The organism is Rhizobium sp. R711 (assembly GCF_002211365.1).
Taxonomy (GTDB): Bacteria; Pseudomonadota; Alphaproteobacteria; order Rhizobiales; family Rhizobiaceae; genus Rhizobium.
This window is the reverse complement of the sequence record NZ_LOKZ01000001.1, coordinates 132,946-153,977: the sequence shown is the minus strand read 5'-3', so window position 1 is coordinate 153,977 and position 21,032 is coordinate 132,946. Positions and strand designations below refer to the sequence as shown.

Here is a 21,032-nt window from a genome sequence, read left to right as displayed (position 1 = left end):
GGATCCAATTCGTCGTCCCATGAAAGGTCTGGCAGGACCACTGGGCCGCCGTGGCTCAGGCTGGTGCACCCGGCGAAGAATAGGGGTGTTCGTTTGCGGCTTGGCAGATCGGCCGTTCCCTCAGTCGGCGCCGTAACGCTTACAATCCTCGCTGGCATTTGCCGCCCTCAAGCAATGGCGTACACCGGCGCGTTCCCCGCAACCGCTCTCCAATCGCTCTCGAAGCTTGTGTCTATCAGCAATTGATAACATCACATTTTCTGATATAGAACAGAGATTACGCTATCGTAGATTGGAGCCCCATGAGCCGCAATTTTCTTGTCGTTGACCCCGAAGAGGGAATGCCTATCCTCAAGGGGCTCGCATCGCCGGCTCGCGTCGCCGTGCTGAAGCTCCTGCACGAGAAAGGCGCGCTGAACGTCAACGAAATCGCTGAAATTCTTGACCTTCCCCAATCGAGCGTCTCGACGAACGTGCAGATGCTGGAAGAGGCCGGATTGATCCGGACAGAGACGCACAAGGCGCGTAAAGGCAACCAGAAAGTGTGCCGCAGCGTCTATGATGAGATACTCGTCGTCTTCAAGAATGAAATCAAGGAAACCGAACCGGATGCGATCGAGGTTTCGATGCCGCTTGGTCTCTACACGAGTTTCGAAGTGACGGCCCCATGTGGTCTGTGCTCAGCCGATGGAATCATCGGGCTGCTCGATGTTCCCAACACCTTCCTCGATCCCGATCGCATGAAAGCGGGGCTCATTTGGTTCACGCGAGGCCATGTCGAGTATCAGTTTCCCAACAATGCGCGACTGACGAATACCAGCATTCGCGAAATTGAATTCGTCATGGAGTTAAGTTCCGAGGTTCCTGGAACCAGCGCCGACTGGCCTTCCGACATCAGCCTCACGGTCAACGGCGCCGATATCGGGACCTGGACATCTCCGGGTGATTTCGGCGACAAACGTGGGGTTTTCACGCCGGACTGGTGGAAGCTGAAGGGCTCGCAATACGGAAAACTGAAGAACTTCCGCATCAATGATGACGGCGCCTTCGTCGACGGGCTGCGCATTTCCAACATCACGCTTGCCGATCTGAAGCTCGACGATCACCATTCTGTGCGCCTGCGTATCGGTGTGCGCGACGATGCCAAACATCCTGGCGGCATCAACATCTTTGGTCGCGGCTTCGGCAACTATGACCAGGACATCTTGCTGCGCCTGAAGACCCGCTAACTCTATCCGCATTTCTGAATTTAATGCTTGACCGGGCCTCGAGCTTCCGCTTTATTGATCTCAAATTGTGATATAAATCACGAAAGACGATATAGTGGAGGACGACATGAAGGCCGCGGTTACAGCGCATAGAAAATACACGATCTCTGACATCGATCCGCGCCTGTATGGCTCGTTCATCGAGCACCTTGGCCGTGCTGTCTATACCGGCATTTACGAGCCCGATCATGCGAGCGCTGACGAAAACGGCATGCGCAAGGATGTCATCGAGCTCGTCAAGGAGCTGAATGTTCCGATCGTGCGCTATCCCGGGGGCAATTTCGTGTCTGCCTACAATTGGGAAGACGGCATCGGCCCCAAGGAAAGCCGCCCGACGCGCCTCGATCTGGCATGGCACACCTCCGAGAGCAATCAGGTCGGCATCCACGAGTTTGCCGATTGGTGCACGTCGGCCAACACCGAGATGATGCTTGCCGTCAACCTTGGGTCGCGCGGTCTCGATGAAGCGCGCAACTTTCTCGAATATGTCAACCATTCGGGCGGCAGCGAGTGGAGCGACAAGCGCATTGCCAATGGCCGCAGCGAGCCCTGGGATGTCAAGCTCTGGTGCCTCGGCAACGAAATGGACGGTCCCTGGCAGATCGGCCACAAGACCGCGGACGAGTATGGCCGGCTGGCACATGAGACCGCCAAGGCCATGCGCGCCTTCGACAGCTCGCTCGAACTCGTTGTGTGCGGTTCGTCAAACGCGCACATGCCAACCTATCCCGAATGGGAAGCAACGGTACTCGACCACACCTACAATGAGGTCGACTACATCTCACTTCACATGTATTTCGAAAATCGCGCCAAGAACACCGCCAACTATCTCGCCCGCAGTATCGAGCTCGACAATTACATCGGCACGGTCGCCGGCGTGATCGACTACGTGAAGGCGAAGAAGCGTTCGTCCAGAAATGTGTACATCTCCTTCGACGAATGGAATGTCTGGTACCATTCCAAGGAGCGCGACAAGGCAACGCTTGCCGGGGCGAATGGCTGGCCACACGCCCCTGCGCTCTTGGAGGATGACTATAACTTCGAGGACGTGCTGCAGGTCGGCTGCATCCTCAATACCTTCATCAATCGGGCTGATGTGGTCAAGATTGCCTGCCTGGCGCAGCTCGTCAACGTCATCGCCCCGATCATGACGCTCCCGGGCGGCCCGGCATGGCGCCAGACTATCTTCTATCCCTACTATTTCGCTTCCGTCTACGGACGCGGAACGGCACTCAAGCTGATGGTCGATAGCCCGAGCTACAAGGTCGACGACCTTGGCGATGTGCCTTACCTCGACATATCCGCGGTGCATGATGCGGACAACAAGACCGTGACCTTCTTCATCGTCAACCGGCACGGCACCGAGACGCTGGATCTCGATGCGAGCCTGCTTGAATTCGGCGCCTTGCGGGTTATCGACGATCAGGTCGTTTCCCATGCGGATCTCACCATCACCAATACTGCCGAAAAGCCCGACAACGTCGTGCCGAAGGCCGTCACTGGCACCATCTTTGGTGATGGCACGCTCAGCGCCAAGATCGCGCCACTCTCCTACAGGATGATCCGCTTGCAAGCATAATAATATAAATCCGCTTTGCTGATACATATCAAACGATGTGTTGACAAAGCAATTGTATGATTTAACGTCAGCACACCGGATTTGACGTGCCACTGGGAGGAAGAGATGGGAGCAATAGCTTCTGTTCTGGCACTATCATTGACTGAGAGGCATCTGCTCACAGCGGAGCGCGTTTCGGTCGCAGCATGCCTGCCAGATGTCCATATCGGGTTTTCGGGTTCTGACTGCATTCCAGGAGCAGCCGGATGACCGCCAATATCGAAATCCAGAATGTTACCAAGCGGTACGGCTCGATGACCGTCCTTGACGGCTTGTCGCTGTCGATCAAGGCCAATGAGTTCATGGTCTTCCTTGGGCCGTCGGGCTGCGGAAAATCGACCCTGCTTCGTATGATCGCAGGGCTGGAGAGTGTCGATGAGGGCACGATCTCCATCAACGGCGAGCGCATCGATACTTTGCCGCCCGGCCAGCGTGATATCGCCATGGTGTTCCAGTCCTACGCGCTCTATCCGCACATGACGGTCGCCGACAACATGGCGTTTGGACTGCGCAACATCAACGTCTCGAGCGATGTGATCTCAAAGCGAGTGGCTGAAGCTGCCCGCATGCTCGAGATCGGCCATCTGCTTGAGCGCAAGCCGGGGCAGCTGTCCGGCGGGCAGCGCCAGCGCGTTGCGATAGGCCGCGCCATCGTTAAGGAACCGAAGGCGTTCCTCTTTGATGAGCCGCTGTCCAACCTCGATGCGGCGTTGCGCGTTCGCACCCGCGTCGAACTCGCCCAGCTGCGCAATCGGGTGAGGTCGACGATGATCTTCGTGACACACGATCAGATCGAGGCAATGACGCTCGCCGATCGCATCGTTGTCATGAACAATCGAAAGATCGAGCAGATTGGCACGCCGATGGAGATCTACTCGCGTCCCGCCAGCCGCTTCGTCGCCACCTTTGTCGGCTCTCCAACAATGAACTTCCTGAGCGTCGATCTGTCGGACGAAAACGGTTTTCTGCGCGCAAAGCTCCCCGACGGCACGCAACTGCAAACGGCCATTCGCGCCGCTGGGGTCGAAGCCGGCAAACATTCGCTCGGCATCCGTGCCGAGGCCGTCAAGCTCGCCAACGGCGTTGCTGCAACGACAACGGGCAAGGTGGATGTGCTCGAGCGCCTTGGCGATCGAACCCTTCTTTATACCCGCCTCAAGGATGGCAGCGTCGTCATTGCCGAGGATATCGGCAACAGCCGCGTCGCCATCGGCGACGAGGTGGCGCTGACGCTCGACGGGACGCGCACGCACCTCTTCGATGATGCTGGTCGCGCCTGGCACAATGAGGAGGTCGGTCATGGCTGAGGCGGCGCTCGATCGCGCCCACTCAACGGCGAAGGCCGTCGAACGGCGCAACGTTCAGAACATCCATGCGCCGCAATGGCGCAACGCCCTCTTTGTCGCGCCGTTTCTCCTGGTTTTCGTCGCCTTACTCGTGGTGCCGCTCTTCTGGGGCATCTGGCTGAGCTTGCACAAAGCGGACGCCTTTGGCGTTGGCAAGTTCGTCGGTCTGACCAATTATATCCGGCTCTATAACGACCGCATTTTCCTGCAGGCGATCGGCAACACATTCTATTTCGTATTCCTAACGGTGCCGGCGCTTGCGATCATCGGCCTTTTTCTGGCGCTGGCGCTGAACCGGCGCACCCGCACCGCCGCCATACTGCGTGCCTTTTATTTTTCCTCGTCGGTGCTGTCGGTGACGATCGTGACGCTGATCTGGCGCATCGTCTTCATCGCCAATTTCGGCCTGCTGGCGACGGTCTATGGCTGGTTCGGGGCGACCGCACCGGCTTTCCTGTCCGATGCGCGGCTTGCCATGATCGGCATTGCGATCGCCACCGTCTGGTGGTGCATCGGCCTGCCGATGATGCTCTTCCTCTCGGCGCTGCAGCAGGTGCCGGGCGAGATCTACGAGGCGGCAGCCCTGGACAATGCCAGCCGCTGGCGCACGCTCAGGTATATCACGCTGCCCTCGATCCGGCGTACCTTCGTGCTCGTCCTCATCATCCAGATCGTGTTGCAGTTCCAGCTATTTGGCCAGGCAAAGCTGATGACGCAAGGCGGGCCGAACAATGTGTCAAAGCCGGTCGTCCTCTACATCTACGAGGCCGCTTTCACCAAGTGGGACCTCGGGCTCGGTGCTGCGGCTTCCGAAGTCCTGTTCATGATGATCCTGATTGCCGCCATGGCGCAGTACATCGCCTCACGGCGCAAGGGAGAAGAGGGATGAGCGGATCTGTCTCGGGCAATATTGTCGGCCGCACCATGGGTGACCGCATCATCCTCGGCCTCGTGATCGCACTAGCGCTTGTCATGGTGGCGCCGGTGGTCTGGGTGATGGCGCTCTCGCTGAAGGACAACAAGGAATTGATGGAAAACATGAACGCCGTTTTCCGTGCGCCCTACACGATCAAGAACTATATCGATGTCGCCGGCACCTCCTCGGTCTTCCGCTGGGTGCTGAACAGCACCATTGTTTCCGGTGGCCTGACGCTCGCGACGCTGATCCTTTCCTCGCTTGCCGGCTATGGTTTCGCCCGGCTGAACTTTCCTTGCCGCAACCTGCTTTTCGTGATCGTGTTGCTAGGGCTTGCTGTGCCGGAACAGGCGGTGCTGATCGCCCGCCAGCAGATCTTTGGCTGGCTGAAGCTGCACAATACCTATCCGGGGCTTATCCTGCCGGGGCTTTCGGCACCCTTCGGCGTCTTCCTGATGACGCAATATTTTCGCGCTATTCCAAAGGAACTGGACGAGGCGGCCCTCCTGGACAACGCCAGCCGCTTCAAGATCTTCTGGAAGGTGCTCTTGCCGCTCACCATTCCCGCGCAGGCGACGCTTGGCATCTTCACCTTCTTCGGCGCCTGGAACGACTACCTCTGGCCGCTGATTTCAGGAACCCGCAAGGAGATGTTCACACTGACCGTTGGGATCGCCTCGACCCAGATGAACTTCGCGCAGTCTCAAGGTCTGGGCTTCCTGATGTCTCAGGCTGTCTTCGCCAGTGCGCCGATCCTGATCCTTTATCTGTTCTTCCAGAAATACATCGTGACGGCCGTATCCGGCGCCGCCGTGCGCTAGAGAGTTCGCGACAGTGACCACGTCTTAAGTGCAACCGGCTCCCGAGGAGGGGGTCTAAGTCAAGGGGTCGGGAAACCCCGAAGAGGAGGAGTTGGAATGACGCTTACCCTTAGAAAATATATCCTGGCGGCAGCCTCGGTGATTGCGCTTGCGGGTGCAAGTCCGGCCCTTGCCGCCACAGAGTTGACCGTACAGCGCTTCTTCGGCGCGTGCGATGCTGATTTCGGCACCAACACCGATGTCAGCAAGGCTGTTGGCGAATGCGGCATCATCACCTCGCTCATCAACAAGTTCAACGCCGACAATCCAGATGTTCATGTGACGGTGACCACCGTCGAATGGCCAGGCTATGATCAGTTGACGGCACAGTTTGCTGCAGGTGACCCGCCCGATATCGTCACCATCCATCAATCGGTCCTTGCCGACTACCAGTCCAAGGGTCTGCTCATGCCGCTCGACGACGTGTTGAAGTCCGTCGGCGTTGCATCCTCCGACTTTACCGATGCCAGCCTCAACGGCGTGACCAAGGACGGCAAGATCTACGGGTTGCCGATCGACAACTGGACCATGCTGTACCACATCAACATGGATCTCTTCAAAAAGGCCGATCTGGTCAATGCAGACGGCACTCCGAAGCTTCCAACAAGCGTCGAGGAGCTGCTTGCGCAGGCCAAGCAGTTCAAGGAAAAGACCGGCAAGCCATACTTCGTCCAGAACCTTGCGAATGAAGTCGCTCTTTACACCCGCAATCTCTATACGTATCTCTTCCAGCAGGATTCAACCTTCTTTGCCGATCCAAAGCAGGTAAAGATCAATACACCCGAGGCCAAGAAGGTCCTCGAGATGTACAAGGCGATCTACGACAACGGCTACACCACGAAGGATCTCGACTACGCCGCCGGTATCAATGCATTCCTGGCCGGTGAGGGCGGCGTACACCTCAACGGAACATGGGTCATCGGTGACTATACGGCCTCCTCGGAAAAGGCCGGTACCGCGCTTAACGCGGGCGGCTATGCCGTCTATCCCTATCCGCAGCTCTTTTCGGGAAAGAAGGCGCAGTATGCCGACGGTCATAGCTGGGCAGTGTCGCAGAAGGATCGGACGGACGAACAGACCGCTGCAATCGGCAAGTTCCTGAAGTTCTTCCATGACAACGACTTCGACTGGTCGCGCACCGGCCATCTGCCGGCCGTCAAGGCAGTTCTGGAGTCCGACAAGTTCAAGGCTCTGCCGCATCGTAACACGATTTCGGCCGTTGCCACGCTTGGAACGTCGTTGCCGTCGACCGTTCAGCGCCAGTTCGCCATTCAGGACATCATCGGCCAGGAAATGAGCGCTGCGATCACTGGTCAGAAGGAAGTCGATGCAGCACTGGCTGACATGGAACAGCGCATCAACGAATTGCTCGCCAACATCTGAGGCTCAACTCTCTCCCGAGCCCCAGTAGCAGATGCCCGTCGCAGGTCTCGCGGCGGGCATTTCTGTTGTGCGCCCAGCATGAGCGCACTCTTGTGGGTGGAAGTCCCACCGTAAGCTGGTCACAGCGAATGAAGAGAAGCGCGCAACAGCGGCAAGCTCGTCAATACCGTTCTCACGGATCAAATGGGCCGACCAACTCGGAATGCCCAGGCTCGCATAACCTCAATCCCTCGAACCGCCCGGTGCGGACCCGCATGCCGGGTGGTGTGGCAGAGGAGCGATCAAATAAGATCGCCCCCTATGCCGATTTTGGTACCGCACGCCAGGACTTGCCCGATTTTAGCGTGGTCGCCCGGTTCGGTCGAAAAAAAGCAGCAGTGCAAGCCCGATCAAACCGGCTAAAGCACCAACAATTGCCGTTTCGCGATAGCCGCCGACACTGTTTCCGAGCGCAAACAAAAGAGCGCTCAGTCCAGCGCTCACGAAGATGTTGACCGATATGAGTGCGCTGCCGAGGCCCGGGCGTTCTGCGATCAGATCCTGCAGATAGGTGATCGGGATGGAGATGAGGGCCGCAGCGCCGGACCCGCTGATGATCGTCAATGCGTAGACATGCCAGGGAGCAGAGGCAAAGCCGAGCAGAACGAGGTAGACGACGTAGATGATCGTGCCGATCGCCAAGGCCGTGACATGGCTCATGATCCGCTGGGCACGCCCCCACACGACGATAAAGACGACCTCGAGGAAGGCGACGATGCCGACCAGTATTCCGACATCGCCAACGGTCGCATGCACGGGTCCGGTGACGATCAGCGGCAAGATCGCGCCATTCACGTGAAGGGTACTGCTGATCAGCGACACCGCGATCACGCGAATGAAGATGCGTGGCGAGATGACTTCTACAAGGGCTGCAAGGTGGGAAAGATGGCGTGTGGCCGCCTTGTCCGTCCCACTCTGGCGCGGCAGGAAGATTGCAATCAGACCAAGGCACACCGTGCAGGCAAGGCACGCAAACAAATAGGCTTTCAGCATGCTTGTCGACCGCGACAAAGCGAGCCCGACCAGGCCCGGTACCAGTACCCAGGAAAGCGAGATCATCGCCCTTGCGCCTGCGTTGATTGTTGCCACCTCACCGCGCGGCATTGCATTGGTCCTGGCGCGCACATTGGCAAAGAGCAGCGAATTGAGTGCGTTGTAGACCGGCAGCAGCAGGAGCCCGCTGGCAATGAAGGTCGCCTGAACAGGAACGAGATAGACCGCGCCGTAACCGAAGATTCCGAAGACGGTAACCGTGACCATCACCGCCCGATACTCGCCAAGCCGGTCGGCAAGATTGCCAAGCAGGATACTGACCATGACGTTAACGGCTGCGGCCGCAAATATCAGCGACGCGTAAAGAGTGTTGCTAAAACCCAATTCGCGAATGGCAATAACCGACTGGTACGGCGAGGTTGCCGCTCCAGCAAAGCCAAAGGCAAAGATTGCAAACATGCTGACCCGGATCGTCGGGTCGCGAAAAACTTCGGGGAAAGGACGGCTCATGACATCGATCACGCGGAGAAAGGCACCGGTATTGCGGATGAAGGCGCATCAAGGTTCGGCGTGGAGCCGAGACCTGCTAACGCAAAAGATCAGTCCTGCCAGCGTGTCGACAGGCGCGCACGCGGTGCGTAGTCGAAGTTGCGATCGAACGGGAAGGTTGGTCGCGCGCGTCGGTTGCTGACCAGGCTTTCGATGTCCTGGTTCACGACGCCGTCGGTCAACGCCATAAGGTTCGGATTGGCGATCGGGGCCAGTTCCGGGGAAAGATAACCGGACTTGACGACGAGCATCCTGACTGACTTCGGATCGAGCCCCAGTCGCGTAAAATCCGCGATAGCATGATAAGGGCGCCGGCGTGCCGCGAGCACCACGACAAGACCCGCGGTGCTTATGACCGCCTGACGCTCGGCCTCCGGACCCGGGTCGTCGAGAAGAATGACTTCGGCTTCAATGCAAACGGCCGAGCTCGACTGGTCGAGTGCGGCACCAACGTCGAGTGCGATCGTTGCGCCCTTGCCGGCTGCAAAGCATGCGGCGACGGCCGGTGGATCGGTGATGCCGGCAACCAGCACGCCTTCAAAGCCACGCGCCATTAGTGCCTTTAAAACGTCCGCCCTGTCGCCAACGCCGCCGCCCGTCGGATTGTCGGCCGAATCCGCGAGAACGAGGGGCGCTGTTGACGCCGTCGCCGCTATGTCGAGCATGGCATCGAGCGGACCGGTAACAGTCCCAAAGACAAAATCGTCGCGCGCGTTCCAATAGGAAAGCGCAATTTCCTCCGCAGCTGTCAAAGCCGCCCGCTTGTCTGTCGCGGTCACGACCGCACAGGCGGTCGCCCGTGGTTCGTCCGCCCACACATAGCCGATCATCAGATTGGCATCGAGGATTGCCTCGCGCCGGCCGATTGCCAACAGGGCTCCGTAGAGGCTCTTTGCGGGCTCGTCCTCGGTCGATGTCCGTTCGCCCGGCCATAAAACCGGAACAGGGGCCCAGGCGATACCTGGCCGGATGCCTGACGTGAGCGCGTCCACCAGCAAAGACCAGGCACGCACCATCGTTTCGCGCACATCGATATGCGGCGCGGTCCGGTAGGCGGCGAATATGTCGAGCTGGTCGACGATCCTCTGGCTGACATTGCCGTGCAAGTCATAGCTCGCAGCGATCACGCAATCCGGTCCGACGACAGAACGGGCCGCGGCAATCCAGTCGCCCTCGGCGTCGTCCATGCCCTCCACATTCATCGCCCCATGCATCGCAAGATAAAGGCCCTCGACTGGCAAGACAGCCTTCAACCGATCCAGAAATTCTGTCTTGAATGCCTCGTACGCCACCCTGAAGACCGGTCCCCCGGGCACTGCGCGTGCATGCAACAGCGGTAGGTGCTCGACCCCATCGGCTTTCAAAAAACCAAAATAGTCAGAAGCCAGGAGCTCCTGACCGCGCAGAACGCGGAAGTCGTCGACTGTCATCAAGACCGGCGAATAGGTGCTGCACTCGGTGTGAATTCCGCCCACTGCAATTCGCATCATTGACCTCACAGTTTCGGGCAAAGGGGCACGATCGCGGCGAAGCGGTTCCAGTCCTTCATCGCCCGGGGCGTCCATGCGGCTTCCGCAATCGCTGGCAGGCGGGGGAAAACGAGCCGGTTGAAATAGCCGCGCGACAGAAAGTGCTCGGACCATATGCAGGCCTGAATGCCCTTCATCCTGTCCTGCAATTCCTCCGGGAAGTCGCCCTCTGCCTCATAGGCGTAGGTATGTGCCGGCGGCACGGTTCCAGCCCAGCTTGCACCAGGCTCCTGGAACGCTTCCGCCTGTACCATGTCGAGATAGTAGGCCTGGCCGGGGGTCATGACGACCTCGTAGCCTTCCTTGGCCAGATCGATGCCGACCTGCGGGTTCTCCCAGGCCATCAACAGCGTATCCCTGGCTGCGACACCACCACCATGGGCCACTTCGTTCCAGCCGGCGAGCTTGCGGCCGCGCACCGTCAGCATGTCCTTTACACGCTTGAGGAAGTAGGATTGCAGCGCAAACGTGCCCGAGATTGCTTCCTTTTCCATCAATGCCCTGGCAAGCGGTGAGGCAAGCCACGAGCCGTTTGCCACCTCGTCGCCGCCGATATGGAGGTAGGCACAGGGAAAGAGCTCTACCATTTCGTCCAGCACTTTTTCGAGGAATTCATAGGTCAGCGGCACCGCGGGATTGAGCGCGTTGTTGGGGTATCCCTGTACCGAATGGTAGCTCTCCGGCGCTTCCTGGCCGTCGGCGAGGTCGGGCAAGGCCGTCAGTGTCGCCGTGCTGTGGCCGGGAATATCGATCTCGGGAACAATCTCCACATTCAGTTTGGACGCGTGGCCAACGATATCGCGCACATCGTCCTGGGAATAATAGCCACCGACCGCTTCGGCACTGTTGCCGAGTTGCGGCAGGAGCGGCTGATCGGGTCCGCGAAGGGCGCCCGTAGTCGTCAATTCGGGGTAGGCCTTGATTTCAAGACGCCACGCCTCGTCGTCGGTCAGGTGCCAGTGGAAGATATTGAGCTTCAGCCAGGCAAGGATATCGATCAGCCGCCTGATGTCGGCCTTGGGATAGAACTGACGCGAAACGTCGAGATGGCATCCGCGCCACCCGTATCTCGGCCTGTCCGCAATCGTCCCTGAGGTCGGAAAGAGAAACGTCTGCGATTGGTTTCGGGCTCCGTGCAGAAGCTGCGCAAGCGACGTCAAGCCATATTGACGCCCAGCGGCATCGGCAAAGGATAATGTGATCTGCGTGTTCGAAAAACCGAGCCTATAGGCTTCCGGCGCAATTGCCGCATCGACCAGAAACTGCACCGGGCGTCCCTGCGGCGAGGGGGCGAGATTGAACGGTGCGTGATCGCTCTCGAAAAGCCGCCGGTAAAGGCCAAGCACCATCGATACTGCCCGCACATCGTCTTTCGACGATCCTTCTGCGGGATAAAGAACGACCGGAACATCGTCTCCTGGTCTGGCATCGATGTCTGCTGGCCAGGGTTGCAATGAAAAGGGCAGTGAAAGCCTGCCTTCCGGAAGCAAGGCCGGCGGCGGCGCGTTCACGCGTCCTTCAAGGAGCAGATCGGAAACGGCAACCGTGATGTGCGTGCCATCGTGAAGCGTCACGTAGGCGGACTTTGCACCATCGGTGCAATGGCGAGCTGGCCGGTGGAGGCCGCCGACGGTGAAGGTCCAACTGCTGCCCGGATCGAGCGAAAATCCCTCTGGGGGAGCAAACTCATGAAAATTGGCGTTGCGACGCAGAAAGGTTGCATTCTCACAGGCCTGTGCATCGATGACGCGCGTCAGCGACGTATAGGCGAGCGTGAAGCCAGTAAGCATAACGTCGCTGAGGTTGAAAAGGCAAAAGGTAAAGCGGCCGTTGGCGCCGCCATCCGGCTGCCACGAACCCTCCAGGCGATAAGGTGCCAACGTCATGTCCGTTCCTCTTTCTAGTGTATCTCTTAATAGTGCTCGGACTGCGAAAATGTCCGGGCAAGCTCGGCCTGACCGGCTGTCAGACCGCAATCGACCGGCAGGCAGACGCCGGTGATTGCAGCCGCGTGCGATCCGGCCAGAAACGCTACGGCGTTGGCCACATCCTCGGGGTCGACGATCCGCTGGAGCGGGTACCAGCGGCGGGCCTCCTCGAAGACGTTGGGGTTTTCTGCCGCGCGCGCCTCCCATGCCTGCGTGCGCACAGTTCCGGGCGCAACCGCGTTCGAGCGGATACCAAGCTTTCCATATTCCACCGCAACCAGCTTGGTAAAATGCAGCAGTCCCGCCTTCGCCGCGCTGTAGGCGGGGTGACCAAAGACGCTCATGCCGTTAACGGATGCGATGTTGATCACCGATCCCTTCGACGCCGCAAGCAGATCTTCAACGGAGCGGAAGCACAAGAAGGCAGCCTCGAGATTGAGCGCATTGTCCATCCTCCAGATCTCGGGCGTCGTATCGTGGAGGCTGACGGCGCGTGCTGCACCGGCATTGTTGACCAGTGTGCGAACCGAACCAAAAGAGGCGGCCTGCCGGGCCATTGCGGCGACACTCGTTTGGCTGGTCACGTCTGCGCCGTGCGCGACAAAACGCTCGCTCGGGCCAAGAGCATGGGCAGCCTTTTCGACTGCGGCGAGGTCAATATCGACCATGAAGACGACATCGTGATCGTCTGCCAGACGCTCTGCAATGGCCCGTCCAATATCGCCCGCAGCACCGGTCACGATCGCTACCGTCTGTGTCATGCAGCATCCCTTCTTCAAACGGTTAGTCCCCGAGCAGTTGCCGATCGTCGCCATCGCGGTGGGCAACAAGCTGCTGCTTGATGCGGCGAAGCGCGACCGCGGCCTTTGGCTGGATCGCATAGGCAACGAGACTGGCAAGAATATCGACGACTGCCAGATAGGCGATGCGCGTGGAGGTCGGACGGAAGATATTGCTTCCTTCCTGCAGGTCGATGGGAACAACGATTTCAGCTACTTGTGCCACCGGGCTATTGCTTTGGGTGAGCGCAATCGTTGTTACCCTGGATTCGCGCGCAAGTGTAAATGCGCGCACGAGTTCGCCGTTGCGACCGCTAAAGGACGACCCGATCAACACGTCCGTCGACTTGGCGGCAGCCGCCATCATCAATTGCATCCCATGGTCCGAGCTTGCCGTCACATGCAAGCCAAAGCGAAACAGTCGGTTCTGCAATTCGTTGGCGATCATCGACGAGTTGCCACCGGAGCCGAAGGCATAGATCATGTCGGCGCGCGAAAGTCGCTCGGCCGCCAGCTCGATTGCAGCAAGATCGAGCGAACGATGAAGCAGGAAAAGTGCGTTTTGCGCCTTGGTGATGATGTCCTGCGCGACATCACCCGGGTTGGTGCTTTTGGGTTCCGGCTTCAGGTAACGCATGCCGACATATGCTGTCCTTGCGAGCTGGACCTTGAAGTCGGAAAAGCTCTCACATCCAAGTCGGCGGCAGAAGCGCGTCACCGTCGGCGGCGATACGTCGGCCTTTTCGGCAAGCTCGATGATCGAGGCGTTGACCGCAAACTCGAAGTCGTTGAGGAGGATGTCCGCGATACGGTTTTCGGACGGCGAGAGCCTGGCCTTTTCGTCCTGCAATGTCGAAAAAATGTCCATCCCCGTCCCCTCGTTTGCCCTAGCGATCCTTCGCCTTGTACGCTACGCAGTCGATTTCGACCTTGCAATCGACCATCATCGAAGACTGAACACAGGCCCTGGCTGGCGGATGGCCGCCGAAGTACTGCTGATAGATCGCGTTGAAGGACCAGAAGTCCCGCGGATCATCAAGCCACACGCCGCAACGTACCACGTGTTCTGCGCCGTATCCGGCTTCCTTGAGAATAGCCAGCACGTTCTCGATCGTCTTGTGCGTCTGCGCGACGATATTTCCATCGATGATCTCTCCATTTTCCATGGCGACCTGACCAGAGACATAGAGCCAGCCGTCTGCTTCGACGGCGCGCGCAAAGGGCAGGGGCTTGCCGCCTGCACCTTCTTGAATAGCGCCATAACGTTTGATGAACATTCGGACCGACCTTGCAAATTATTTTCGTAATAAGTTGACAACTGACCATATAAAGCAGAATTTGACCAGTGAAAAACACCGATCATGAAAAGAATTTTAATAAGGGAGAGAAATGCGCGATCCGTTCAAGAATCCATTTCCCGCGTCCGACGTTGCCCGGCACGCGATCTGGGAGATGCTGGTGCCTCGTGACATCGATGCCTTCCTGGCCGCCGACTGGTCAATGGTCGAAGATGATTTCGTAGATGAAGGCTTCATCGGCATCGACGGGCGCAAGCAGGCGAACCCGGACAGGTGGTGTCTGGCGTTTCCGACCTTGTCGGCCTATCGCGACGAGTGGCTGCGCCAGGCGAGGGACTTTGCAACACAGTCCTTCCTCGAGGACACCCGCGCCGCGATCTTCATCACCACAACGCTCGAGGATATCGAGATCGAAGCTGACATGGCACTGGTGCGCAAGAAGTTCGATGGCGGACTTGCCAAGGCCGACGGCACGCGCGATGTGATGCTGTGGCAGACGCTTTATTATTGCCGGCTGCATGAAGGTCGCTGGAAGATATGCGGCTTTACCGGCTACTTGCCGAACCCGATGGGTTGATCAAAACTTAAAGGCCAGAACCCTTGCGCATTTTCACGGCGGCGCTCGCAACCGAGACCAACACCTTTTCTCCCATTTGCGTCGATCGGCGCGCGTTCGAGGCGTCTCTTTATGCGCCTCCCGGTCAGCATCCGCAAACCCCGACATTGTGCTCGGCACCCATGACCGTTGGGCGCCGCGTCTGCGCAGAGAAGGGATGGGAGCTGATCGAGGGAACGGCTGCCTGGGCCGATCCGGCCGGACTGGTCAGCCGCTCGACCTATGAGGGGCTTCGCAACGAGATCCTGGATCAGCTCAAAGCTGCGATGCCGGTCGATGCCGTTGTCCTCGGCCTGCATGGCGCCATGGTTGCGGCCGGCTATGAGGATACAGAAGGTGACATATTGGCGCTGGTGCGCGAGATCGTCGGGCCCGACATCCTTGTCTGCGCCGAGCTTGATCCGCACAGCCACCTCACGGCCAAGCGGCTCGCAGCGGCGGATTTCTTCGTCTACTTCAAGGAGTTTCCGCACACGGACTTCGTCGATCGGGCCGAGGACCTCTGGCAGATTGCGGTCGAGACACTGGAGGGCCGGCTGCATCCCGTCATGTCCGTCTTCGACTGCCGGATGATCGACGTCTATCCGACGTCGCGCGATCCGATGCGCTCCTTTGTCGACAAGATCATGCGACTGGAACAGGAAGATGCCGACATCCTGTCAATCTCCGTCATCCATGGCTTCATGGCGGGCGACGTGCCGGAAATGGGCACCAAGATGCTTGTCGTCACCAACGACAGGCCTGATAAGGGAGAGGCTTTGGCGCGTGAACTCGGCCTCGAGCTGTTTTCCAAACGGGGCACCTTCATCATGCCGCAGGTGGACGAAGTCGAGGCTGTGACACAGGCGGCAGTCGCGACCTCCTGGCCCGTCGTCATCGCCGACGTCTGGGATAATCCAGGTGGCGGCACGGCCGGCGATGCCACGGTTCTCCTGCAAGAACTCCTGGATCGAAACGTGACTGGTGCTGCGATCGGGACGATCTGGGATCCGATGGCGGTGCAGATCTGCATGGCAGCCGGTGAGGATGCCGAGATTCCATTGCGCTTCGGTGCAAAGTCTGCGCCGGGCACCGGCAACCCGGTCGATGGGGTCGTCAGGGTCGTGAAACTCGTCGAGAACGCCGAGATGCGTTTCGGCGAGAGCTTGGCGCCGTTCGGTGATGCCGTACACATCACGCTAAACGGCATCGATATCATTCTGAATTCGACGCGCGCCCAGAGTTTCGATCCAAGCCTTTTTTCCGTCATGGGGATCGATCCGACCTCCAAGAAGATCCTGGTCATCAAATCGACCAATCATTTCTACGCGTCCTTCTCGAAAATTGCTGCGGAAATCATTTACTGCTCGGCTGGAACCCCTTATCCCAACAATCCAGCCAAGACACCTTACCGTCGGGCGCCGAAGACGATCTGGCCGATGGTCACCAATCCCCACGGTCACTAACGCGGAGCAGCGTCATATGCAGGAAAATCCCTTCGCCGTCGTCGCCAGGTCGGGCGACAGGGTCGCCGATCTGTCGACACCGCGCCCGATCATCGATGAGGATCGGCTGGCGGCCAACATCGCCCGCGCCCAGGCCTATATGGATCGACATGGCCTGAATTTCCGGCCGCATATCAAGACGCACAAGATCCCAGCGCTCGCAGCCGAGCAGATCGCGGCCGGCGCCAAGGGCATCAACTGCCAGAAGATCAGCGAGGCGGAAGCCTTCGCCGCGGCCGGTTTTGAAGACATCCTGATCACCTTCAACATTCTCGGTCCGCAAAAGCTCGAGCGGCTCGGTGCGCTCAACGAGCAAATCTGCGATCTCAAGGTGGTTGCCGACAGCGGGGTGACGATCGATGGACTGTCGTCCAAATTTGCATCTTCCAAGCCACTGACCGTCCTTGTCGAATGCGACACGGGCGGCGGGCGCTGCGGTGTCCAGACGCCGGAAGAAGCACGAAGCCTGGCAAGACGGATTAGCGACGCACCGGGGTTGATCTTCGGCGGGCTTCTCAACTACCCAAAGCCGGGCGCTGCCGTGGCGGTTCAAGCGTTCTTCGAAAATGCACTTTCGCTCCTTGAAAGGGATGGGATTGCGTGCCCGGTCGTCAGCAATGGCGGCACGCCGAGCCTCTTTGAGGCACATCTCGTCAGTGCTGCGACCGAACATCGCGCAGGGACGTATATCTATAACGATCGCTCAATGGTGCGCGCCGGCCATTGCAGCGAGGCCGACTGTGCCATGCATGTGCTGGCAACAATCGTGTCTTGTCCGACGGCCGATCGCGCGGTGATCGACGCCGGATCAAAGGCCCTGACCTCCGACCTGCTCGGCTTTGCCGATTTCGGAACCGTGGTCGGCTATCCCGAGGCAGTGATTACAGGACTGTCGGAGGAACACGGTGTCATCGACTTATCGAGATGTGGAGGCAGCCGTCCTCAGATCGGCGAGAAGATTCGCATCATCCCCAACCACACCTGCGTCGTCTCCAATCTATTCGACACGATGGTCTTTCATCGTAACGGCGTGGTTACGCGCGTCGAGGCTGTGGCCGCCCGCGGCCTCGTCTGGTAGGAGGCCAGGGGCGCTTTGCCTTTGAAAGACACTTCGCCTCGCATCGTGTGAAGCTTTGCTCACGCATCAGCCTCGGTGCGCGCACCGCGCCAGCCCATGCACGCGATTGCTTGGATTGCATCCGGAGGGTCAAGCCCTTGCCCTGGGCGTTATGAAGCTCAGGCAGATCAATGGAGGGCCATGAATAACATGAGAAATCTTTGCTTTGGTCTATTGGCTTGCTCACTGACATCGGCGCTGGCCGCGCCAACTGTTGCGCAGCAACAGCAGCCCAAACCCAATATTTTTGTGATGGGTGATGACATTGGCTTCGAGTTGCACAGCAGGAGGGCGATCTGCAAGGTTGCCCTTTGCCTCGACAACAACAACATCGTCCGGCAGTGAGCCAACGCTGATGGCTGAGCAAAGCACTCCTTTTCATGGGCTGCAATTCGAGGCGCCTCGCAATGTGGCACGTCCAAGGCCCATCGGGCGCCTTCCTTTGATGTAGGACCCTTGACCTTACGCAATTGAAAAACATCTTCTTTTGCGCGGGCGTTTGGCGCGCGGGGAGGTCAAGTCGATGAGAATTTCGGTTGCAGTGGGAGTGGCAGCAAGTCTATTGGCCGTCTCGGCGGCTGAAGCGCCTGGACAATGGCAAACCTTTCACGGTGTCAGGATGGATTCCGATCCGCTGCTGTTGGCGCGGTTCGATAGAGCGTATCGCTATTGCGAGCCCGAGGCCGTCTACCGCGGCTCGCCCTATCCGACGAATCCTTGGCACGTCACCGCACTGAGGAGCTGCATGTATCGGCTGGGGATCGTGGATCGCGGCGCCTATGCTTACCCCGCCAACCGGCTGTTTTATCCTTTGTATTGAAGGGCGAGGGCGTAAGCATCGTAAGCGGTCAGGCGGCCGTCGGGCTAATGAGGTTCATGTCGATGTCTGTCAGTTCCACATGACGATCGAATGATTTGCCCGCCTCATCGAAGAGATGGCAGTCCGCAACATTGATCCCGGCCGCCAACGGCTGATCCGGACGAACTGCGGCGCTCCCGGGAAGCGTTGCACAGAAATTCTCGCCCTCGCCGTCAAGCGCCGCGTAGGCAACTGTCTGTGCCCCAAGGCGCTCGATGACCGTTGGCGTAACGGTGAGGGTAATGTCGCCCTGGCCGACCTTGATGTGCTCGGGGCGAACACCCAATATGAGCGGCTGGCCGACAACGTCCTGGCGCGGCGTGACCGGAATGATCGCCATCTGTCCTTCGTATTCAACTGCAACGCCGGCGTCGCTGACGCCCGTGCAGGTGACGGGCAGGAAATTCATCTTCGGATTGCCGATGAAGCCGGCGACGAAGATGTTGGCGGGTTTGTGGTAAAGCTCCAGCGGAGCGCCAGTCTGTGCGATCTCACCGGCATTCAAAACGACAATCCGGTCCGCCATGGTCATCGCCTCGATCTGATCGTGCGTGACGTAGATCATCGTCGCCCTCAGCTGGCGATGCAGTTTTGCGAGCTCGATGCGCATGTCGGCACGTAGGGCCGCATCGAGGTTGGACAGTGGTTCGTCGAACAGAAAGATCTTCGGCTCGCGCACGATCGCACGGCCGATCGCGACGCGCTGGCGCTGACCGCCTGAAAGCATCCCGGGCTTTTGCTGCAGGCGCTGATCAAGGTGAAGGATGCGCGCGGCATGTTCGACCTTGGCCTTCAGCTTTTCTTCTTCCATCTTTTCGACGCGCAGCGGGAAGGCGATGTTTTCGAAAACGCTCATATGCGGGTAAAGCGCATAGGACTGGAAAACCATGGCAATACCGCGCTTGACCGGGGGAAGGTCGTTGACCCTCAGGCCATCGATGACGATGTCGCCCGCCGTCGTCGCATCGAGGCCAGCAATCATGCGCAGCAACGTCGACTTGCCGCAGCCCGACGGCCCGACGAAGACCACGAACTCGCCGTTTTTCACTTCGAGCTGTACGCCCTTCAAGACCTCGTAGTCGCCGTAGAATTTTTGAACGTTACTGAGAAAAAGCTGTCCCACGGTATTTTCCCCGGCCGCCTTTAAGGCGGCTTGCTATTTGATGTGACAGACAAGGGGGCGCACCGAAGTTTGCGTCCCCTTGCTGAAGCAATGCTTATTTGTACTGCTCGAGATCGGCCGCGGCCTTCTTCAGCGCGTCCGCCGGCTCGGCCTTGCCGGTGACGACCGACTGCACCATCTCGATCATGACGTTCTGGAAGCCCTTGTAATCCTTGAAGAGGGGCTCCGGCCCACCATAGGAGATGCCGTCGATCAGCGGCTTCCAATAGGGATCCTGCTTCACGAATTCGTCGACCTTTGCTGACGGACGCAGCGGCGTGAGCCCCGCACCGCCCTGGAGCTCGTATTCGCCCTGCGGGCCGGGCGCAGTGATGTACTTGGCGAACTCGACCGCTTTGTCCTCGACCCCCGACCCCTTGAAGATCGCCAGGCTGTCGGTGATCAGCAGCGTACCTTCGCCCTTTGCCGACGGGCCAAGCGGTAGCGGTGCGATGCCCCAGTTGATCTTGGTGTCCCTCAAACGGGTGGCTGCGCCGGAACCGGCCTGGATCATGCCGACCTTGCCGTCGAGGAAAATGGCGCGGATTTCGTTCTGTTCGTAAGCCGTTGCGCCCTCGACGGAATAGGGCGTGATGTCCTTGTAAGCCTGCAGCGCTGCAAGAACTTCGGGGCTGTCGGCCACGATCTTGTCGCCATCGATGATCTTGCCGTTGTTGCTATAAACCCAGTGCATGAATTGGTGCATGGTGTTGTCGAAGGTCTTTGCCGGCAGGCCATAGCCTGCAATTCCGGTCTTTTCCTTGATTGCCTTGGCATCAGCGATTTCTTCAGCCCAGGTCTTCGGCGGCTTTTCGGGGTCAAGACCGGCCTGCTTGAAGAGATCCTTGTTCCAGTAAAGCGCCTTGGTGGAGAAGGCGATCGGCACGCCCCACTGGGTGTCGTTGAAGGTGACGGTAGAAACGATGTTCGGATAGTAGCTCTTTTTTTCTTCGTCGCTCATCGGTACCGGAACGATGAGGTCGTTCTCCGCGAATTCCTTGAGGGTGCGTGAGCCGACATAGGCCATGGCGACCGGCGTGCCGGCTGCAGCCAGCGTCGTTGCCTTGTCCTGGCACTGCTCCCAGCCAACAACCTCAGGCGTGACCTTCCAGCCCGGGTTCTTGCCTTCCCATTCCTTGATGTATTTTTCATGGATGGGGTCAATCTTGTCGCCGCAGTAGATCCAGCTGATCTCCTTGTCAGCGGCGTGGGCGCTCATGGTGCCAAGCGCGGTGGAGCCGAGCAGGGCAAGGGCCATCAGCCCGGTTTTAAAGTGCATCGTCAATTT

At 58.9% G+C, this 21,032-nt stretch carries 18 protein-coding genes; 10 read left to right on the top strand and 8 right to left on the bottom strand.

Features of this window, described 5'->3' with window-relative positions; genetic code table 11:
- The first annotated feature begins 302 nt into the window (after positions 1 to 302).
- The 6 genes from ATY80_RS00720 to ATY80_RS00695 all read left to right on the top strand — a co-directional run bounded on the left by ATY80_RS00720 (position 303) and on the right by ATY80_RS00695 (position 7,391).
- Positions 303 to 1,229: a helix-turn-helix domain-containing protein gene (locus tag ATY80_RS00720; protein WP_088690600.1), complete on the top strand. Its 927-nt coding sequence runs from the start codon at positions 303 to 305 to the stop codon at positions 1,227 to 1,229.
- A 106-nt stretch (positions 1,230 to 1,335) separates the two neighbouring features.
- Positions 1,336 to 2,847 (top strand): alpha-N-arabinofuranosidase, encoded by a 1,512-nt coding sequence (locus tag ATY80_RS00715; protein ID WP_088690599.1) that lies wholly within the window; start codon positions 1,336 to 1,338, stop codon positions 2,845 to 2,847.
- Between the two features lie 245 nt (positions 2,848 to 3,092).
- Positions 3,093 to 4,193 (top strand): sn-glycerol-3-phosphate ABC transporter ATP-binding protein UgpC, encoded by a 1,101-nt coding sequence (ugpC, locus tag ATY80_RS00710; protein ID WP_088690598.1) that lies wholly within the window; start codon positions 3,093 to 3,095, stop codon positions 4,191 to 4,193.
- The gene (locus ATY80_RS00705; RefSeq protein WP_088690597.1) at positions 4,186 to 5,121 is read left to right on the top strand and encodes a sugar ABC transporter permease; all 936 of its coding nucleotides are present in this window, start codon (positions 4,186 to 4,188) and stop codon (positions 5,119 to 5,121) included. The genes ugpC (ATY80_RS00710) and ATY80_RS00705 overlap by 8 nt, the downstream gene beginning before the upstream one ends.
- The gene (locus ATY80_RS00700) at positions 5,118 to 5,969 is read left to right on the top strand and encodes a carbohydrate ABC transporter permease (protein ID WP_088690596.1); all 852 of its coding nucleotides are present in this window, start codon (positions 5,118 to 5,120) and stop codon (positions 5,967 to 5,969) included. The genes ATY80_RS00705 and ATY80_RS00700 overlap by 4 nt, the downstream gene beginning before the upstream one ends.
- Before the next feature lie 96 nt (positions 5,970 to 6,065).
- Positions 6,066 to 7,391 carry an extracellular solute-binding protein gene (locus tag ATY80_RS00695; protein WP_088690595.1) on the top strand — a complete coding sequence of 442 codons (1,326 nt, stop codon included), beginning with the start codon at positions 6,066 to 6,068 and terminating at the stop codon, positions 7,389 to 7,391.
- A 339-nt stretch (positions 7,392 to 7,730) separates the two neighbouring features.
- Here the strand turns inward: ATY80_RS00695 and ATY80_RS00690 are convergent, their stop codons facing one another.
- The 6 genes from ATY80_RS00690 to ATY80_RS00665 all read right to left on the bottom strand — a co-directional run bounded on the left by ATY80_RS00690 (position 7,731) and on the right by ATY80_RS00665 (position 14,485).
- Positions 7,731 to 8,933 carry an MFS transporter gene (locus ATY80_RS00690; protein WP_088691439.1) on the bottom strand — a complete coding sequence of 401 codons (1,203 nt, stop codon included), beginning with the start codon at positions 8,931 to 8,933 and terminating at the stop codon, positions 7,731 to 7,733.
- 89 nt (positions 8,934 to 9,022) lie between these two features.
- A complete protein-coding gene (locus tag ATY80_RS00685; RefSeq protein ID WP_088690594.1) occupies positions 9,023 to 10,459 on the bottom strand; it encodes a M81 family metallopeptidase in 1,437 nt (478 codons plus the stop codon).
- Positions 10,460 to 10,467: 8 nt separating this feature from the next.
- Positions 10,468 to 12,387 carry a family 20 glycosylhydrolase gene (locus tag ATY80_RS00680; protein WP_088690593.1) on the bottom strand — a complete coding sequence of 640 codons (1,920 nt, stop codon included), beginning with the start codon at positions 12,385 to 12,387 and terminating at the stop codon, positions 10,468 to 10,470.
- A 26-nt stretch (positions 12,388 to 12,413) separates the two neighbouring features.
- Complete coding sequence (locus ATY80_RS00675) at positions 12,414 to 13,190, bottom strand: SDR family oxidoreductase (RefSeq protein WP_088690592.1); 777 nt, start codon at positions 13,188 to 13,190, stop codon at positions 12,414 to 12,416.
- A 22-nt stretch (positions 13,191 to 13,212) separates the two neighbouring features.
- Positions 13,213 to 14,076 (bottom strand): MurR/RpiR family transcriptional regulator, encoded by an 864-nt coding sequence (locus ATY80_RS00670; protein ID WP_088690591.1) that lies wholly within the window; start codon positions 14,074 to 14,076, stop codon positions 13,213 to 13,215.
- Positions 14,077 to 14,095: 19 nt separating this feature from the next.
- Positions 14,096 to 14,485: a RidA family protein gene (locus ATY80_RS00665; RefSeq protein ID WP_088690590.1), complete on the bottom strand. Its 390-nt coding sequence runs from the start codon at positions 14,483 to 14,485 to the stop codon at positions 14,096 to 14,098.
- 112 nt (positions 14,486 to 14,597) lie between these two features.
- Here ATY80_RS00665 and ATY80_RS00660 point away from each other — a divergent pair, with 112 nt between their 5' ends.
- The 4 genes from ATY80_RS00660 (at position 14,598) to ATY80_RS00640 (ending at position 18,543) form a co-directional block, all read left to right on the top strand.
- Positions 14,598 to 15,083, top strand: a complete 486-nt coding sequence (locus ATY80_RS00660; RefSeq protein WP_088690589.1) for a hypothetical protein — start codon at positions 14,598 to 14,600, stop codon at positions 15,081 to 15,083.
- Between the two features lie 23 nt (positions 15,084 to 15,106).
- A complete protein-coding gene (locus ATY80_RS00655; RefSeq protein ID WP_088690588.1) occupies positions 15,107 to 16,567 on the top strand; it encodes a M81 family metallopeptidase in 1,461 nt (486 codons plus the stop codon).
- A 16-nt stretch (positions 16,568 to 16,583) separates the two neighbouring features.
- Positions 16,584 to 17,684 (top strand): D-TA family PLP-dependent enzyme, encoded by a 1,101-nt coding sequence (locus tag ATY80_RS00650; protein ID WP_088690587.1) that lies wholly within the window; start codon positions 16,584 to 16,586, stop codon positions 17,682 to 17,684.
- Between the two features lie 562 nt (positions 17,685 to 18,246).
- On the top strand, positions 18,247 to 18,543 hold the full coding sequence (locus ATY80_RS00640; RefSeq protein ID WP_088691438.1) for a hypothetical protein: 297 nt from the start codon (positions 18,247 to 18,249) through the stop codon (positions 18,541 to 18,543).
- 28 nt (positions 18,544 to 18,571) lie between these two features.
- Here ATY80_RS00640 and ugpC (ATY80_RS00635) read toward each other — a convergent pair whose 3' ends face one another.
- The gene (gene ugpC, locus ATY80_RS00635) at positions 18,572 to 19,705 is read right to left on the bottom strand and encodes a sn-glycerol-3-phosphate ABC transporter ATP-binding protein UgpC (RefSeq protein WP_088690585.1); all 1,134 of its coding nucleotides are present in this window, start codon (positions 19,703 to 19,705) and stop codon (positions 18,572 to 18,574) included.
- 94 nt (positions 19,706 to 19,799) lie between these two features.
- Positions 19,800 to 21,029 carry an ABC transporter substrate-binding protein gene (locus ATY80_RS00630; RefSeq protein ID WP_088690584.1) on the bottom strand — a complete coding sequence of 410 codons (1,230 nt, stop codon included), beginning with the start codon at positions 21,027 to 21,029 and terminating at the stop codon, positions 19,800 to 19,802.
- Between the last annotated feature and the right edge of the window lie 3 nt (positions 21,030 to 21,032).

Coding starts and splice junctions, on each gene's coding strand:
- ATY80_RS00640 (WP_088691438.1), top strand. CDS start 18,247: ATGAGAATTTCGGTTGCAGTGGGAGTGGCAGCAAGTCTATTGGCCGTC.
- ATY80_RS00665 (WP_088690590.1), bottom strand. CDS start 14,485: ATGTTCATCAAACGTTATGGCGCTATTCAAGAAGGTGCAGGCGGCAAG.
- ATY80_RS00690 (WP_088691439.1), bottom strand. CDS start 8,933: ATGAGCCGTCCTTTCCCCGAAGTTTTTCGCGACCCGACGATCCGGGTC.
- ugpC (WP_088690598.1), top strand. CDS start 3,093: ATGACCGCCAATATCGAAATCCAGAATGTTACCAAGCGGTACGGCTCG.
- ATY80_RS00700 (WP_088690596.1), top strand. CDS start 5,118: ATGAGCGGATCTGTCTCGGGCAATATTGTCGGCCGCACCATGGGTGAC.
- ATY80_RS00650 (WP_088690587.1), top strand. CDS start 16,584: ATGCAGGAAAATCCCTTCGCCGTCGTCGCCAGGTCGGGCGACAGGGTC.
- ATY80_RS00675 (WP_088690592.1), bottom strand. CDS start 13,190: ATGACACAGACGGTAGCGATCGTGACCGGTGCTGCGGGCGATATTGGA.
- ATY80_RS00720 (WP_088690600.1), top strand. CDS start 303: ATGAGCCGCAATTTTCTTGTCGTTGACCCCGAAGAGGGAATGCCTATC.
- ATY80_RS00680 (WP_088690593.1), bottom strand. CDS start 12,387: ATGACGTTGGCACCTTATCGCCTGGAGGGTTCGTGGCAGCCGGATGGC.
- ATY80_RS00695 (WP_088690595.1), top strand. CDS start 6,066: ATGACGCTTACCCTTAGAAAATATATCCTGGCGGCAGCCTCGGTGATT.
- ATY80_RS00660 (WP_088690589.1), top strand. CDS start 14,598: ATGCGCGATCCGTTCAAGAATCCATTTCCCGCGTCCGACGTTGCCCGG.
- ATY80_RS00705 (WP_088690597.1), top strand. CDS start 4,186: ATGGCTGAGGCGGCGCTCGATCGCGCCCACTCAACGGCGAAGGCCGTC.
- ATY80_RS00670 (WP_088690591.1), bottom strand. CDS start 14,076: ATGGACATTTTTTCGACATTGCAGGACGAAAAGGCCAGGCTCTCGCCG.
- ATY80_RS00715 (WP_088690599.1), top strand. CDS start 1,336: ATGAAGGCCGCGGTTACAGCGCATAGAAAATACACGATCTCTGACATC.
- ATY80_RS00685 (WP_088690594.1), bottom strand. CDS start 10,459: ATGCGAATTGCAGTGGGCGGAATTCACACCGAGTGCAGCACCTATTCG.